Raw genomic sequence first — 16,940 nt, 5'->3', positions numbered from 1 at the left:
TTATCAATTGGTAATTGGTGATTGGTAACTGGTAATACTATTCACATTACCTTTAACCCATAACCTATCACCTGTCACCCTTCAACAGTTCATCCGTTACTCATAGGGAAAAACTACACCATTACCCATTACCCATTACCCATTACCCATTACCCATTACCCGTTATCCAGTGAGCATCTTTTATGGCAAGAACTTTTTCAATTCATCCTGATAATCCTCAAAATCGCCGAATAGATGAGATAAAGTTAGCGCTCTCTAGTGGCGCTATCATGCTCTACCCTACTGATACAGTTTATGCAATTGGTTGTGATTTGAATGCCAAGTCGGCGGTGGAAAGAGTGCGGCAAATCAAGCAGTTAGCAAATGATAAACCACTAACCTTTCTATGTCCCTCGCTTTCTAATGTGGCGACTTATGCCTTCGTAAGTGATACAGCCTATCGGATGATGAAGCGATTGATACCAGGTCCTTACACTTTTTTGCTACCTGCTACCAAGTTAGTGCCGCGACTGGTGCAAAGTCCCAAGCGGAAGACGACAGGAATTCGAGTGCCAGATCACACCGTGTGTTTGTCATTGCTAGAAGCGTTAGGAAATCCAATTATTTCCACTTCGGCACATTTGCCACCAAATGACATAGATGATGAAATAGTAGGAATAGATTCAGAATCTATTTTGTCTAGGGTTGAGCTATTTGACCGTTTGGATAACTTGGTGGACATAATTATAGACACGGGTGAAGAACCTACTTCTCTAGTGTCTACCATTTTAGATTTAACGGAAGAAGAACCAGTTATTACACGGAGGGGGTTAGGTTGGGAAGCAGCAGCAGCTTGGGTATAATAATTAATCCTTACAGATGCGACTTTCTGTTTCGGAAATTGTGATAAACATACACCAGTTTTAAAATTGTCATACTCACAGACGCTGGGATCGCGGAAAACGGGATGGCGGCAAATCTTGGTATTACCAGGTTTTGGATTTGTTTTAGCGCCCTCTTACAACCGATGTCTCAACTTTGATATAGTTGCTGATAAAAAAAGCGACACACTTGACAAGCCCTTAACTTTTGAAATTTACAGCAGTCTTATATGTGAACAGTATAGGCGGCGAGTCTTGATGGATAAATACCAGCAAGATTTTCCTGTTATGACTGGCTTTAAGTACTGTGTCTGCGTTTTAGTTAAGGTGCAATACCAATTCCAGGAAAAGTCATGAAAGCTAACCTCGTCAATCTGCCAAATTCTACACCTGCTTTTGATAGCGATGTTTCAACCGAAGACTTATCAGAGAGTAAATCTGATACTTTAGTACAACTGCTCTGTCAGGAAATGCAGTCTCAGGTAAAAGCTTCAGTTGGATGTGTACAATCTGTAACAAAGCGTATAGCTAAAGAAGTAGAACGCATTTGTGATAAAAGCTCCCGCATTCAAACTTCTGGCCAAATCAGGTCTTGGCAGATTACTTTAGCAAGACACCGATTACAAAAGTGCCTGCGTTACTATCAATTGGGTTCAAAACAAGGAAGAGTGGAATTACATAGCAGTTTAGGTGCTATTGTTTATCGCCACGTTACGATCGCTGGTTCAGAGTTGGGTTTTGAAGCTCGTTACAATTTGATTGAAGATTTTCTCCAAGCTTTTTATATTGAAGCGATTAAGGCTTTTAGAAGAGAAAACGAGTTACCGGAAGATTACACACCGCGTACTCAGCTACAATTGGCTGAGTATATGGCGTTTACAGAGCAGTATGCTAAACGCCGCATTAATTTACCTGGTGGTGCTAATCAACAGTTGATTGTGTTACGCGCTCAAGGTTTTGCTCGTCGTCAACCCCAAGAAACGACTGTAGATATTGAGATGGCTGTGGATTCGGCTAAGACTGAAGAAGCAGAATCTTATCAACGCAATTTGGCGGTGCAGCAGATTAGGTCACAAATGGTTGCTAAAGCGACATTTGATCCTTCTGAGGAATCGGAACGCGATCGCGTGATTACGGAATTGATGAAATATCTGGAATCCCAAGGTCAAGCTGATTGCATGGATTACCTCTCTCTGAAACTCCAAGACCTCTCAGCACCGGAAATTGACCAAATTCTCGGACTTACTAGCCGTCAGCGCGATTATTTGCAACAACGCTTTAAATATCATGTTGAGAAGTTTGCTAAACAACACCACTGGCAATTGGTACATCAATGGCTAGGTGCTGGTTTAGAACATAAGTTGGGTTTATCGTCCCAGCAGTGGGATACGTTTTGGAATCAACTTACAGAACAACAACAGCAAATCTTTAATTTAAAAACTGCTCTGGAAAATGATCAAGCGATCGCAAAAGCTGTCCAATGTACTCCCAAACAGCTACAAAAGCGCTGGACTCAAATGTTAGAACTAGCATGGGCTATCCGCAATGGTCATGCTGAAGTTAAAACCGGCTGAACCCAAGCTGAAATTCCTAAATTTATCTGAATCCCTGATCCACCTTATATACCTGTTCTTACAAAACAAATATCTCCTCTATTTCTCCCCCAGTCACGGGAGAATTAGAGAATAAGGTAGGAAGTAACAATTTTAGATTTTAAATTTGCATAAATACATTTGTTTTAAAGTACAAAAGTACCATCTTTATTTTTACCCTTTCTGAGAAAAAATCAAAAATTCATATTCAGCTATTTACCCTTTGTTACTGCTTTCATGGAATCCTAGAATAAGCAGGACTTTTAGCAGAGGGTTTGAGTATGACGATGACTCAAGGTGGACGGGCCAATAAGTCTGGGAAAATTTTAGAAGGTAATATAGAGGCAATATTAAAAGGGCATAATTATTTCCAAGTCGGAAACCATGTCCAAAAAGAATTTTTATATAATGCTGCTTTATTGCCAAAACGTTATGGAAAAGAAGTTTATATTGGTACAGGAATTTATGATACTGAACTAAAGGTAGACTTTTATATTATTGGTATACCTGCAATGCTATCAGGTTTAATTATCGAGTGCAAATGGCAAGAAAGTGGTGGTTCAGTTGATGAAAAGTTTCCTTATTTGAATATGAATATTCAGTTATCTTATCCTGCCCCAACTATAATAGTTATGGGAGGTGAAGGAATGAGAGAAGGTGCGAGCAATTGGTTGAAAGCAAGAGTTAATGATAACCCAAATTTATTAGCAGTTTTTAGCTTAGATAGATTCATTGCTTGGGCAAATAAAAACCTTTAGTAGGAAGTGATTAAGAGTTCATTAATAACACCACGTTTTTGAGCATTGGAATTAATTGATCTGGCTGCCGATATAGTACGAATATTAAAATTTTTATAAAGTTCCCGAATAAATTTGCAGTCTGAATTAGATAGCATAACTCTAACGCCACATTTAGATAATTTTACAAATATATCCCTTAATTCAACTTGCTGAATTTCAGCAAAGGAATAGCGACTGTAAGCTGTAAAATAGCTGGTTTCACTGACAGGATAATAAGGAGGATCAAAGAATACAAAATCATCACTGTTAAGCGCATATTGTAGCACTTTTGTAAAATCTGCTTGTTGGATATCAGCCCTATAAAGCGCTTTAGATGCGACTCTCAGCAAATCTTCTTGACAAATACCAGGATTTTTGTATTTACCCAAAGGCACATTAAACTTATTTTGAGAATTAACTCTATACAGACCATTAAAACAAGTTTTATTCAAATAAATAAACCGAGCAGCTTTCTCCAAATCTGTGCCTTCAGGATAGGCTCTTACATCATAATAATAATCTCTACCATGTCGTTCTTGATGTTTTTGTAGTAGCTCAATTAATTCTTCAACATGATCTCTAACACAGCAATAAGTGATAATTAATTCGGCATTAATATCAGTTAAAACTGCCTTTGGTGGTTGCAGATGAAAAAAAACAGCCCCTCCACCTAAAAAGGGTTCATAGTAAGTCTTGTAATGCTGGGGAAAATAATCTTTATATTGCGGAATCAACCGATTTTTACCCCCAGCCCACTTTAAAAAGGGACGTGGGAAAGTTGCTTTGGGGATTTGACTTACCATTTACTTAACGATTAAACTAAAACTCGGCTCCTAAATCAAAGCCAATATAACTAACGAATTATATTTTATATGAATTGAGCTATTTTCAGCATCATAGATTACAATTAAGCTAAATAAGCACCTGAAAACAAACTTACATTTTATAACAAGGCAGTCTATATTCAAATGTTTGACGGATTTTGGGATAACGTCTTTCGCTACCCTCGGTACTTGATCACTATCGTCTTAGGTATTTTTCTGAATACCTTTGAGCCATTAATGCCACTGTTGAAACGCCCAATCACCTTAATTTCTCTTTTGGGCTTGTTTATTGGGAGTCTGTTTGTTCCTAACGCTGACTCTCCGGGCTATGCTGGGCTTAGGTACAACCTAGCGTTATCCCCCCTAATTTGCATCTATATCATGTCGTACAACCTCTGTGAGAAGGCGGAATTTTTATGGCTACAAATCGCCGCGTTTCCCGCGTTGCTGAATTAATTAAACGGGAAGTTAGCCAAATGCTACTCAACGGTATTAAGGATGACCGTGTGGGTACAGGTATGGTAAGTGTTACCGATGTGGATGTTTCCGGTGACTTGCAACACGCTAAAATCTTCGTCAGTATTTATGGGACAGAGGAAGCTAAGGCAGAAACTATGGCAGGTTTAAAGTCAGCGACTGGTTATGTTCGCAGTGAGTTGGGTGCTAGAGTCAGGCTACGTCGCACGCCAGAAGTTATCTTTGTCGAAGATGATTCCCTTGAACGAGGTACTAAATTGCTGAGTTTATTGAACCAACTCAGGCAAGATCGTCCACCTGAAGGAACTGACGCTGATAACCAGGAATTGACTGATGAGTAACAAGCACTAGGTAACAAATAGTACCAAATAATTAAGGGAATACCAAAAAATAAATTATCCAAAAATTGTAGTTTTTTTATTTGGATGTCCCTTAAATAAATCAGAACCTGGCTAAAGTCCAGGTTTTTGGCGTTTGAGGTCAATTTACTATCTTTTGCAGGTGCGTCAGACCTATAAATTGCTTATTATCAAAAGATTTACGATATCTGACGCACCCTACAAAGCTGTTTAAGAAAACATAGCTTTCCAGATTAAAAAATTGTTAACAGATAGGTTGCGATAAAACTTAGTGGTGTAACTTAACTATTGGAATTTGCAACAGTTTATACTTGATTTTGGCTCATGGGTAATTTATTTTTCCTAGAAAAAATCATTACAGCACGGCTAGAAAGAGTTTGCGCTGGCTACTAATCATATCAGCAATATTTTATACTATGGGAGTTATTTTTAACTGCTAAATTGTAGCTATGGGCATATAGATATTAAAGTGTTAAACCTGTTGAATAGTAGTCACACCGAATTCTCAGTCAGTTTAATTAAACTCATTGGGATTCATAATATAAAGCGGAGTAAATATCAATGTTAGGATTCATTGACAAACTTAACATTTCTTTAGATAATTTATAGGTCTGTAGCGTCAAAATGATAATAGTTCCGTATAGCAAACTACAAAACCTAGCCACAGGTCTAATTATTGCCATTTTTGTTCCTGATTAAGATTGGGAACACTATCTAATTGTAAATTTGTGAGTAAAAACAATGAGTGTGAATACGGTGCCTTCTATCAATTACTACTCTCTAGATGTAATTCAGGACGAAGCACGCCAACTGGTACAAAGAGGAATGTTGAGCCGTCAGCAACCAATATATACGCTCTGCCAATACATCCCAGCCAGAGAGTGGGTTTGTGTGGAATGTGAATTAGAGAAATGTGACTTTTTATTGCGCGATCGCATTGGTGATTTGATTGGTCGTGAAGAATGGGATAACGACTAGTCAATCTTTAGTTGATGATTTTGGTCAGGCTATAAAGTCTTAATGGGTTTTCATCCAGTTAAGCAATTGCTTCCCTTTGGGTTTCGTAATTGCGCCCAAAGGGATTGGGTGTTAGTTTTTTATTTTAGATTTACGCAATATCTAAAAGTCGATCAATCTAAATAATTAGTCATTCTTTTATTTATACTTGTCCAGATTTCAGAAATCTGGGCAAGTATTTTTTAGCTTACTTGTTCTAAGTACTGGTTAATATCCTCAATCATGCGAGTGAGTTCAGTTTCTGTAGTTACGCGAATGTTGATATTGCGAATAGTCAGCAAGACTTTGGCTGCAAAGGGTGTAGGCCAAATATTGGGGTTACAAAAAACTTCTAAAAAAACTTCACCTGTATAGCGATACTCTAGGGAAGGTTGGGGCTTGACTTTACCACCGCCTGGGGTGGGTTTAGCAGCAACAGCTTTCAGACTCATCATTAATTCAGCTATTGCTGCTTTTAATTCTTGTGCTGCTTGGGCTGAAAAACTAAAGGAAACGGAACCCTGATCCAGGTTCAATGTCAGAGGGATAGAAGACATAGAGCTTTGTGATGACAACTTCTTGGTAATTACTTATCTTACCGGATGGGGTAGTGCGGAGATGGTAAAAAAATAATTTTTCGTTTAATTCAAAAAGTAGATCCTAAAACTGAAAATGATTTTTACTATTAATGATAATTATAGTCTATTGGAAGTAACGATAATACATCAATATATCAATATATAGGACTTCTATTTGATTTTTGCACAGGACTCGGTACACACTGAAATCCTGCTTCCCTGTTTCCTAACTCAAGGGAAAATTCATAAGTCATTTAGGATTAGTGTATTAGCTGTTTTTATTTAAAATAAATCGCAATAAAATTATCTAAAAATCAAAGTAAGTCAAGAGACTTATTCCTTATAGCATAGGAGTTGTAGCCATTTTATTTGTGTTAATTGGTGTTTTATGTTTTACAGTAGAAGTCATAGAACTTGAGATTATAAATTTATGACTTACGATCACCGGGCTGAAGTTAGAAAAGTTTTAATAATTACTCTTTTGCTCAATTTATTTGTAATGGGATTGAAAGCATTTGTAGGATACTCTACAGGTTCTCTCAGTCTGTTGGCTGATGCATTACATAGTGTGACGGATAGTGCTAACAATGTTTTAGGATTGTTTGCGAGTCATTTTTCTTCCCCATATCCAGATCGAGAACATCCCTATGGACACAACAAATTTGAAGCTGTGGGTGCTTTAGGGATAGCAGCTTTTTTAGGCATAGCCTGTTTTGAGATTCTCAAAGGAGCGGTGGAGAAAATTCTCAAAGGTGGTGAACCGGTGACAATATCAGCACCAGAATTGTGGTTATTACTGCTGGTGTTGGGGGTAAATATTTTTGTGACGTTTTATGAACGTGGTGTAGGTAGGAGAGTGGGTAGCCCAATTTTGATTGCAGATGCCACTCATACAATGAGTGATGTTTGGGTAACAATTGCTGTGCTTGGTGGTTTGATTGGTATTTGGTGGCTAGATTTTCAATGGCTAGATGTGGTGTTAGCTTTTCCGGTGGCTTTGTTGGTATTTTGGAGTGGTTGGTCAGTTTTAAAAGAAAATTTACCTTCGTTAGTAGATGAAATGGCGATCGCACCAGAAGCTATTCATGCGATCGCACTTTCTGTTTCTGGAGTGATAAATTGCCATGATATTGCTTCTCGTGGCATTCTCGGCCGACAAGTCTTTATAGAAATGCATTTAATAGTAGATGCACCAGATGTAGAAACTGCTCACCGGATTACCGAAGAAGTAGAAAGCCAACTAGAACAACGCTTTAGTCCAGTCAGGATTTTAATTCACGTTGAACCACCAGCATATAAATCTGAAAATATTAGCTTTGAACCGAGAGTAGAACAGATAGATCCTCAATGTTAATTGTGAGAAAATGCGACTAATTTGGCTATAATTTCCACTAATTCATCTGGCTCTACAGGTTTAGCTATATGATTCTGAAAGCCAGCTTGTAAGGCGCAAAGTCTATCATCACTATCTGCATAAGCAGTTAAAGCCACAGCCGGAATTCTTCCACCTTCATTTGCTTTAAGCGATCGCACTTGGCGGATTAAACTATAGCCATCTTCATCAGGCATAGCAATATCACAGATTAAAGCATCAGGTTTAAACCTGGTTAGCATTTCTAACGCCGCTGCTGCTGAAGAAACCGCTGTCACAACTGCTCCATCTGCTTCTAAGACAGTAGTAACGTAAAAGCGACTATCCTCATCATCATCGACTACGAGAATGCGTAAACGAGCAAGAGGGAGATCGGCTGGCATAACATCTCTATTAGTGTTAGAAATTTGCAAAAAAAAATCCTCAATCAGAGTGTGTTGTCCTATCCTCATCCACCACACAAGAAATAATTCTACTGTGATCAAGGTAATATTTTACTATTGATTAATTTATAGCAATTCCCAAGCTCATGAAATACACCCCACCCGCGCTATCGCGCACCCTCCCCTTGGTAAGCTACGGTGTACACACATCCTTATCCAGAGATGGTTTCCAGTCCTGAGAAAAGGATTCAAGTCACCGCAGACCCCAAACCAAAGCATGAATTACACGAATTTTTTGAGGTTTATAGCCAGACTAACCGCCAAGTTAAGCCGTAATCTTCAACTCACAACTGATGTTAACTCCCTAATTCTGAAATTATGCGGTGGTGAAGCTTAAATTTCCGGCTGAAAAAAGGCTCAAACCTATGCCAGGATTACTTGTGTGTACACCGTAGCCTTGCTAAGGAGAGGGTTGGGGAAGGGTAATTTTGTATATCACGCTTAGTGGGAAACGCTATAAGTTATTTAATAGTAAAATCAAGGATTATTAATAATCTCCTGGAAAATTGGGCAAATATTTATTATTTTGAATTATTCTTTTATAGCTTTTTACAAACAGTAAAAATTCAAGCTATTCATTTAACTTCACAAAAATACATTTTTTGTATAAAATTTAAAATTAGGCTTTTATAATAAAATTTAGAAATTTATCCAGAACTTTTAACTGATATTCATAGTTATTCACAGTCTATTCTAGAACCAATAATTAAATCTATATCTAAAATAGTAAGAGTCAAGAAACAAACATCTATTGATTGATAGTAAGGGACTTCCAACTAAAAAAATATCCAATCGTGTTTAAGGCAGGGGGCAGGGAGCGGGGAGCAGGGGGAGGGACAGTCGTTTTGAAACAGTAAAATTGGATAATTTATTTTCTGGAGTTCCCTAATCACCTTTTCCTTTAAAGATTGTTTCAAAAGTCTAATTTATTACAGTCCTGGCGACTAGAAGCAGTGGCTATACAAACTAACCCCTCCCTGCGAGGGTTAAAAAGACTAACTTTTCAAACATCCTCTTAGATAAAATCAATTTCCTATAATAAAACTCAAATAATAATTCGTGATTACAACTCAGAAATTACAATTATCAATTATGAATACTAGCAATGATGTCAGAATTGAGTTAACAAGCTGCGAAAAAGAAGCAATACATATACCTGGATTAATTCAGCCGCATGGAGTTATTTTATCTTTTCAAAAACCAGAACTAACTATTTTGCAAATTAGCGATAATACATTGAATATTCTAGGAATACAGCCAGATGAATTATTAAATCAAAACTTGAATCGACTACTTGAACCTGAGCAAATTAATTTATTATTAGATTCCTTAGAGCAGGAAAACTTAGAGTTTGGTAATCCCATTGAATTTAATATCAAAGTAAATCAAAAAAATGTGGATTTTGATGGAATTGTTCATCGCTGCCAAGAAATTTTTATTTTAGAATTAGAGCCTGCTTTATCAGAAAAAAGTAATAAATTTTTTAGATTTTATCCCTTAATAAAGTTTGCAATATCAAATCTAAGAGGAGCAGCTACCGTTACTCAATTAAGCCGAGTTATTGCTCAAGAAATCAAAAAAATTACTGACTTTGATCGAGTAATGGTTTATGAATTTGATGATAATTGGAATGGTGTAGTAATTACTGAAGAAAAAGCAGATAATCTCACATCTTATTTAGGTTTACATTACCCATCTGCTGATATTCCCCCGCAAGCTAGACAACTCTATACTCAAAACTGGCTCAGACTTATACCAGATATTAACTATCAACCAGCGGTAATTATCCCTAAAAACAACCCATTCAATCAACAACCTTTAGATTTAAGCAATGCCGTACTCAGAAGTGTTTCACCACTACATATTGAATATTTACAGAATATGGGTGTGATAGCATCAATGTCAATTTCTATCATCAAAAATAAAAAACTATGGGGACTCATTGCTTGTCATCATCAATCACCCAAATATTTATCCTATGAAATTCGCCATGTTTGTGAATTTTTAGGACAAATGACATCTTTAGAATTAGGTGCTAAGGAAGATAGTGAAGATACTGAATATAAATTAAAGTTGAAATCTATCCAATCTAAATTAGTAGAATATATGTCAGTAGAAAAAAACTTTATTCAAGGTTTAATTAACCATCAACCCAATTTACTTAATCTTGTAGATGCTGAAGGAGCAGCAGTTTATTTTGATAGTGAATATATTACTTTTGGTAAAACTCCTGAAATACAAGAAATTCATAATTTAGTGACATGGATTACTAAAAATCTGCATGACGAGATTTTTTATACTGATGGACTCTCACAAGTTTATCCAGCAGCAGAAAAATTTGCAAATATCGCTAGTGGTTTGATGGTTATTTCTATCGACAAAAGCCAGAACAATTATGTTCTGTGGTTTCGTCCAGAAGTTGTGCAAACTGTAAATTGGGGAGGAAATCCCAATAAAGCTGTAGAAGTAACAGTAAATGGGGATTTACACTTATCACCCCGTAAGTCTTTTGATTTATGGAAAGAAACAGTACGGTTAAAGTCACTTCCTTGGAAATCCTGTGAAGTGAATGCAGCACTAGAGTTGAGACATGCTATTATCAGTGTGATACTGCGAAAACTAGATGAGCTTGCACAGATAAATAGAGAATTGGAGAAGAGTAACAGTGAATTAGACGCTTTTGCGTATATTGCATCCCATGATTTAAAAGAACCACTGCGCGGGATTCATAATTATTCTAACTTTCTGATAGAAGATTATGGTAACACCCTGGATGAAGATGGTAACACTAAATTAAAAACCTTAGTGCGCTTGACTCAGCGCATGGAAGATTTAATTGATTCATTACTGCATTTTTCTCGCTTAGGACGGGTAGACCTTTCTATGCAGAAAACAAACCTCAACCATCTTTTATCTCAAACTTTAGATCTATTGAGCGCACGAATTGAAGAAATAGGAATAGAAATTCGTATTCCTCAACCACTACCAACAGTTTATTGTGATCGCGTTCAAGTAGGAGAAGTATTTAATAATTTGATTGCTAATGCCATTAAATACAATGATAAAGAGGATCAATGGATCGAGATTGGATATTTACATAATCATGAAGTCTTTATATTTTATGTCAAAGATAACGGAATTGGGATAAAAAATAAACATTTTGAATCTATTTTTCGCATCTTTAAAAGACTCCACAGTCCCAATAAATTTGGTGGTGGTATGGGAGCAGGGCTAACAATTACTAAAAAAATTATCGAGCGACATGGAGGTAAAATCTGGGTAGATTCAACCTATGGTGAAGGTAGTACTTTCTATTTTACATTACAAGCAGGAGAAATTTAATGTAAGAATTCAGGAGTCAGGAGTTCGGAGTTCGGAGTCAGGAGTCAGGAGTCAGGAGGAAGAAGGAAGAAGGAAGAAGGAAGAAGGAAGAAGAATATTTAATGCAACAACCATTAGCTAAATGTACATTTTGTCAAAAATCAGCCCTATTGTTAGTAATTGAAGATAGTGATGAAGATTTTGAAGCTTTTAGTAGAGTCATAGATCAACAAGGATTTATCAATCCCATTTTCCGTTGTACTGATGGAGATGATGCTCTAGATTACCTGTACCACGATGGTATTTATAATGATTATCAAACTTTTCCACGTCCATCTATTATTTTACTTGACTTGAATTTACCAGGAACTGATGGTAGAGAAATTTTACAGCAAATTAAACAGGATGAAAATTTAAAAATTATTCCTGTAATTGTATTTACTACGTCTTCTAATCCCAAGGATATTGAAATATGTTACCAAAACTCTGTTGCTAGTTATATGGTGAAACCAATCGATATCAAAAAATTAGTAAAAACGATTCAAAGCTTTATCACTTATTGGTTAGATATCGTCATTCTTCCTGATATTGAAAGTAATTAGTTATGATGCAACAGCTAACTGTTTTAATTGTCGATGATTCTTCTGAAGATCGCCAGACTTATCACCGCTATCTGCTACAAGATAAAGAATATAGTTACACAATTATTGAAGAAGAATCAGGCCATGCAGCGTTGGTTTTATGTCAGCAGTTTCACCCCAATGCCATCTTATTAGATTTTAATCTACCTGATTTAGATGGGCTAGAATTCATAGCAGAATTAAAACAGCAGACTCCAAAAATGATGCCATTAATAATTATGTTAACAGGGTATGGTAACGAAGATATTGCTGTGCAAGCGATGAAATATGGTGTCCAAGATTATTTAGTGAAAGGACGGACAACAGCCGATTTGTTACGCTCTACTATCCATGCAGCAATTAAAAATTCTCAACTCACTCAAGAACTACAAAGAACTGAGAATCGTTTTCAGACTTCCGTAGAAAATCTAATGGATTGTTTTGGTATTTACTCAGCTATTCGTAATCAGAAAGGCGAAATAATAGATTTTCAGATTGATTATGTAAATGCCGTAGCCTGTAAATGTCACGGTATGACTAAGGAAGATCAATTAGGTCAGAGTCTGTGTGCAATTTTCCCTGCTTATAAAGAAAGTGGTTTATTTAATGAGTATTGCCAAGTGCTGGAAATCGGTAAACCTTTAGTTAAAGAATCACAACAATTTATATGTGCTGATAAACCAGAGCAATCACATAGAACTTTTGATTTTCGGATTACTAAAATGGAAGATAGCTGTGTTGTTTCATGGCGAGATGTGACTGAAAAAAAACACGCAGAGGAACAGTTACGGCAAAGTCAGCAGTTTATTGAAAGCATTACTGAAGCAACTCCAGGGATGTTGTATGTTTACGATTTAGTTGCAAAGCGGAATATCTATATTAATAGTCAGGTTAAGGAATTGTTGGGTTATACACCTCAACAAATTCAGAATATGAGTATAGTGGATATGGGTAATTTAATACATCCCGATGATATCGAGTCAATATCAGCGATGTATCCACAATTTAATTTAGCCCAGGATGGCGAAATTCTGGAAACTGAATTGAGAATGCAGCACTTCAATGGTGAATGGCGCTGGTTTTGCTGTCGATATGTGGTGTTTGCGAGAAATGCTAACGGTTCTCCTTATCAGTTTCTCGGTTCAGCAATTGATATCAGTGAGAGCAAATTAACTGAAGAGGCATTACGTCAAAGTGAAGCTAAATTTCGCCGAATTGTAGAATCTAATGTTGTTGGTATTTACTTTGGTGACTTCCATGGGCAAATTTTTGAAGCTAACGATGCCTTTTTGAAAATGTTTGGCTATACCCATGAGGAATTAGCTAATGGAAGTATCCGTTGGGATATGATGACACCTTCGGAATACCAAACTTTGGATGAGCAGAAAATTCAAGAACTACAAACTTTGGGAATTTGCACTCCCTTTGAGAAGGAATATTTTTGCAAAGATGGGACTCGTGTGCCGATTATTTTAGGAATTGCGTTGATAGAAGGTAGAGAAAAAGATGGTTATAGTGCCTGCTTTGTGCTTGATTTAACGGAGCGTAAACAGGCTGAAGAGGCATTGCGCCAAAGTGAGGAATTGTACCGTTACTTGTCTGATGCTATACCTCAACTTGTGTGGATAGCTAATACTGAGGGTGAATATGTTCATGTTAATCAACAGTGGCTGGAATATACAGGAGAAAGGATTGAGGAGGTGAGGGGGTTTGGCTGGACAAGATATGTGCATCCAGACGATCTGCAAATTACTATGCAGGCTTTGTTAGGGGGTATGCAGACTGGGGAACCTTATGAATGTGAAAAGCGCTTGAGAAGATATGACGGTGTTTATCGCTGGCATTTAGTCAGGGGTGTACCTATCAAAAATGAGTTGGGACAGGTTGTGAAGTGGTTTGGGACGAGTACAGATATTGAAGATCGCAAGCAATTGGAAGTAGAACGTGTGCGACTTTTAGATTTGGAACAAGCTGCACGTCTTGAAGCTGAGACAGCTAACCAAATAAAAGATGACTTTGTGGCGATGGTGTCTCATGATTTGCGATCGCCACTCAACGCTATTTTAGGCTGGGCATCCATACTGCGAAATCGGTCTGTAGATACACAAACTTTCCACCGTGCGTTAGAAACCATTGAACGAAATGCTCATTCCCAAGGGAAACTTTTGGAGGATTTGCTCAATATCTCCCGTATTCTTCGGGGGAAGCTACATCTAGAACTTCGTCAAGTGAATCTGGTGTCTATTATCCTGGCAGCTGTTGAAACTGCTTATCCGACTGCAAATGCTAATGATATTTTTCTCGAATCTATTATTGATGAGTCTATTGAACCCATTATGGGTGATGAAAATCGCTTGCTACAAGTTTTAGGCAATTTACTCTCTAACGCTATTAAGTTCACCTCATCAGGTGGCAGAGTCAAAGTGAGTCTGTCACAAGTTTATGATCAGGTCGAAAAACTCAAATATGCTCAAATTACAGTTAGTGATACAGGGATTGGCATCAGTCCAGAGTATCTACCGTTTGTGTTTGAACGCTATTACCAGGGTGATAGCTTAACTTATACCGTAGATAATCGCGCTCACAAACAAGGTGGTTTAGGATTGGGTTTAGCGATCGCTCGTCATTTAGTAGAACTACACGGTGGCACTATTCAAGCCACCAGTCCCGGTGTAGGTAAAGGCGCTACTTTCACCATTAAATTACCTGTTTAGTAACTGGGGACTGGGGAGAATAACTTTCTATCTATTCCCTGTCCCCAATTACGAATTACGAATTACGAATTACGAATTACGAATCATTCCCACTCAATAGTTCCGGGTGGTTTAGAGGTGATGTCATAAACCACGCGGTTAACGCCTTTGACTTCATTGACAATCCTGGTAGAGATGGCTTCTAGGACATCATAAGGTACACGCGCCCAGTCGGCTGTCATGCCATCTTCACTGGTGACAATCCGCAAAACAATGGGGTAGGCGTAGGTACGTTTATCACCCATGACACCCACACTGCGAATTGGTAGTAATACGGCAAAAGCTTGCCAAACTTCGTTATACATTCCCCGCTGATTGATTTCTTGACGGACAATTAAATCAGCATCGCGTAAAATATTTAACCGTTCGGATGTGACTTCACCTAAAATGCGAATTGCTAAACCTGGGCCTGGGAAAGGTTGGCGTTGGACAATTTCTTCTGGTAAACCAATAGAACGTCCTACTTTGCGAACTTCATCTTTAAAAAGTTTTCGCAATGGTTCCACCAGTTTGAATCTGAGGTCTTTGGGTAAACCACCAACGTTGTGATGACTCTTAATTTTCACTGCTACCCGTTCACCAGTTTTGGGGTCAACATTTGTATCAGCGGATTCGATCACATCAGGATAGAGAGTACCTTGAGCTAAGTAATCAAAATGCCCCAGATTTTTGGATGTTTCTTCAAAGACGCGAATAAATTCATGTCCAATGCGGCGGCGTTTTTCTTCGGGATCTGTGACATCGGCAATTGCAGCGATGAAGCGATCGCGGGCATTCACATATTCTACGGGAATATGAAACTGTTCTTGGAATAACTTCAGTAATCTTTCTGGCTCTAATTTACGCATAAAGCCTTGATCGATAAACACACAAGTTAGCTGTTCACCGATAGCTTTATACAGCAAAAATGCCAGGGTAGAAGAATCTACACCACCGGAAAGGGCTAATAATACTCGTTTATTGCCAACTCTGGCGCGAATTTCCCGAATTGATTCTTCTACAAAAGCTGCTGTTGTCCAAGTGGGTTCACAATCGCAAATGTGGTAGACAAAGTTACGAATTAATGCTATACCACCAAGAGAATGTACGACTTCGGGATGGAACTGTACACCATAAAGTTTCTTTTCATGGTCAGCAATAGCAGCACAGGGAGTATTTTCTGTATGCGCTAGTAATTCAAATCCTTGTGGCATTTTTTGGACTGAATCGCCATGACTCATCCACATTGTTGTGCCATCTTCAACATTAGTCAGCAAGTCTGTGGGATCATCTATATATAAAGATGCTTTCCCATATTCACCTCGTTCAGCTTTGGTAACATTTCCACCAAGCTGATTAACCATCAATTGCATCCCATAGCATACGCCTAAAATGGGGATTCCCAAATTCCAGATTTCTGGGTCACAATGGGGAGCATGATCAGCATATACTGAATTTGGCCCACCAGATAAGATAATCCCTTTAGGATTTAGTTGGCGTAAATGTTCCGCTGTAGTGCGATAAGAAAATACTTCAGAGTATACTTGAGTCTCGCGGATACGACGAGCTATTAGTTCAGAATATTGAGATCCAAAGTCTAAAATTACAATAATTTGGCGATTAAGCTGCCTCAAACCTTCTTGTGTTTGAGGTGCTTGTTCGGTTGGTAGAGTCACCGCTGTATTCATGATGTCGAGAGTGTGTCTTTAAGGATAAATCGGTCTAATTGTAAGAATTCAGGAGTCAGGAGTCAGAATGCTTATGAAATCAGGAATAGAGAGAAGTTATTTTTTCTCAAAATCATCAAATTTGACTCGAAAAGCCTTTGTTCTCTATCCTGAATACTTACGTCTAATTTTACATGATCACCATTTTTGGCTTTTTTAGGCTAATAATGGTCGAAAAAACCTAATAGATAGACGCGACTCTTGCCGCGTCTGTTTAGCCGAGTAATTAAAAGCAAAAAATCACTCTAAAGATAGATAA

At 37.7% G+C, this 16,940-nt stretch carries 14 protein-coding genes and 1 pseudogene; 11 read left to right on the top strand and 4 right to left on the bottom strand.

Features of this window, described 5'->3' with window-relative positions; translation table 11 throughout:
- The first annotated feature begins 183 nt into the window (after positions 1–183).
- From ACOWPH_RS14690 to ACOWPH_RS14680, 3 genes are all read left to right on the top strand, one after another.
- Positions 184–843 carry an L-threonylcarbamoyladenylate synthase gene (locus ACOWPH_RS14690; protein WP_015216120.1) on the top strand — a complete coding sequence of 220 codons (660 nt, stop codon included), beginning with the start codon at positions 184–186 and terminating at the stop codon, positions 841–843.
- 371 nt (positions 844–1,214) lie between these two features.
- Positions 1,215–2,435, top strand: coding sequence for a HetZ-related protein (locus tag ACOWPH_RS14685; RefSeq protein ID WP_015216119.1), 1,221 nt, complete (start codon positions 1,215–1,217; stop codon positions 2,433–2,435).
- A 299-nt stretch (positions 2,436–2,734) separates the two neighbouring features.
- Positions 2,735–3,211: a PD-(D/E)XK nuclease superfamily protein gene (locus tag ACOWPH_RS14680; protein WP_015216118.1), complete on the top strand. Its 477-nt coding sequence runs from the start codon at positions 2,735–2,737 to the stop codon at positions 3,209–3,211.
- Here ACOWPH_RS14680 and ACOWPH_RS14675 read toward each other — a convergent pair.
- Positions 3,208–4,035 carry a DNA adenine methylase gene (locus ACOWPH_RS14675; protein ID WP_015216117.1) on the bottom strand — a complete coding sequence of 276 codons (828 nt, stop codon included), beginning with the start codon at positions 4,033–4,035 and terminating at the stop codon, positions 3,208–3,210. The genes ACOWPH_RS14680 and ACOWPH_RS14675 overlap by 4 nt on opposite strands.
- Before the next feature lie 165 nt (positions 4,036–4,200).
- Here ACOWPH_RS14675 and ACOWPH_RS14670 point away from each other — a divergent pair.
- The 3 genes and pseudogenes from ACOWPH_RS14670 (at position 4,201) to ACOWPH_RS14660 (ending at position 5,870) form a co-directional block, all read left to right on the top strand.
- Positions 4,201–4,408 (top strand): annotated as a pseudogene (locus ACOWPH_RS14670) (DUF751 family protein).
- A gap of 64 nt (positions 4,409–4,472) precedes the next feature.
- On the top strand, positions 4,473–4,874 hold the full coding sequence (rbfA, locus tag ACOWPH_RS14665) for a 30S ribosome-binding factor RbfA (protein WP_015216115.1): 402 nt from the start codon (positions 4,473–4,475) through the stop codon (positions 4,872–4,874).
- Between the two features lie 759 nt (positions 4,875–5,633).
- Positions 5,634–5,870, top strand: a complete 237-nt coding sequence (locus tag ACOWPH_RS14660) for a DUF4327 family protein (RefSeq protein WP_015216113.1) — start codon at positions 5,634–5,636, stop codon at positions 5,868–5,870.
- A 221-nt stretch (positions 5,871–6,091) separates the two neighbouring features.
- Here ACOWPH_RS14660 and ACOWPH_RS14655 read toward each other — a convergent pair whose 3' ends face one another.
- A complete protein-coding gene (locus ACOWPH_RS14655) occupies positions 6,092–6,445 on the bottom strand; it encodes a hypothetical protein (RefSeq protein ID WP_015216112.1) in 354 nt (117 codons plus the stop codon).
- Positions 6,446–6,896: 451 nt separating this feature from the next.
- Here ACOWPH_RS14655 and ACOWPH_RS14650 point away from each other — a divergent pair, with 451 nt between their 5' ends.
- Complete coding sequence (locus ACOWPH_RS14650) at positions 6,897–7,820, top strand: cation diffusion facilitator family transporter (RefSeq protein ID WP_015216111.1); 924 nt, start codon at positions 6,897–6,899, stop codon at positions 7,818–7,820.
- Here the strand turns inward: ACOWPH_RS14650 and ACOWPH_RS14645 are convergent.
- Positions 7,817–8,221 (bottom strand): response regulator, encoded by a 405-nt coding sequence (locus ACOWPH_RS14645; RefSeq protein WP_081593755.1) that lies wholly within the window; start codon positions 8,219–8,221, stop codon positions 7,817–7,819. The two genes, ACOWPH_RS14650 and ACOWPH_RS14645, sit on opposite strands and share 4 nt — an antisense overlap.
- Before the next feature lie 198 nt (positions 8,222–8,419).
- Between ACOWPH_RS14645 and ACOWPH_RS14640 the strand changes: the two genes are divergently transcribed.
- The 4 genes from ACOWPH_RS14640 (at position 8,420) to ACOWPH_RS14625 (ending at position 14,936) form a co-directional block, all read left to right on the top strand.
- Positions 8,420–8,557 carry a hypothetical protein gene (locus ACOWPH_RS14640; RefSeq protein ID WP_190645351.1) on the top strand — a complete coding sequence of 46 codons (138 nt, stop codon included), beginning with the start codon at positions 8,420–8,422 and terminating at the stop codon, positions 8,555–8,557.
- Positions 8,558–9,373: 816 nt separating this feature from the next.
- A complete protein-coding gene (locus ACOWPH_RS14635) occupies positions 9,374–11,623 on the top strand; it encodes an ATP-binding protein (RefSeq protein ID WP_015216109.1) in 2,250 nt (749 codons plus the stop codon).
- A gap of 101 nt (positions 11,624–11,724) precedes the next feature.
- Complete coding sequence (locus tag ACOWPH_RS14630) at positions 11,725–12,204, top strand: response regulator (RefSeq protein ID WP_015216108.1); 480 nt, start codon at positions 11,725–11,727, stop codon at positions 12,202–12,204.
- A gap of 2 nt (positions 12,205–12,206) precedes the next feature.
- Positions 12,207–14,936, top strand: a complete 2,730-nt coding sequence (locus ACOWPH_RS14625) for a hybrid sensor histidine kinase/response regulator (protein ID WP_015216107.1) — start codon at positions 12,207–12,209, stop codon at positions 14,934–14,936.
- A gap of 83 nt (positions 14,937–15,019) precedes the next feature.
- Here ACOWPH_RS14625 and guaA read toward each other — a convergent pair whose 3' ends face one another.
- Positions 15,020–16,642: a glutamine-hydrolyzing GMP synthase gene (gene guaA / locus ACOWPH_RS14620; RefSeq protein ID WP_015216106.1), complete on the bottom strand. Its 1,623-nt coding sequence runs from the start codon at positions 16,640–16,642 to the stop codon at positions 15,020–15,022.
- Between the last annotated feature and the right edge of the window lie 298 nt (positions 16,643–16,940).

It is taken from the genome of Anabaena sp. PCC 7938 (genome assembly GCF_049315035.1).
Taxonomy (GTDB): Bacteria; Cyanobacteriota; Cyanobacteriia; order Cyanobacteriales; family Nostocaceae; genus Anabaena; species Anabaena cylindrica.
The sequence above is the reverse complement of the archived record's forward strand: the minus strand, read 5'-3'. Positions and strand labels throughout refer to the sequence as shown.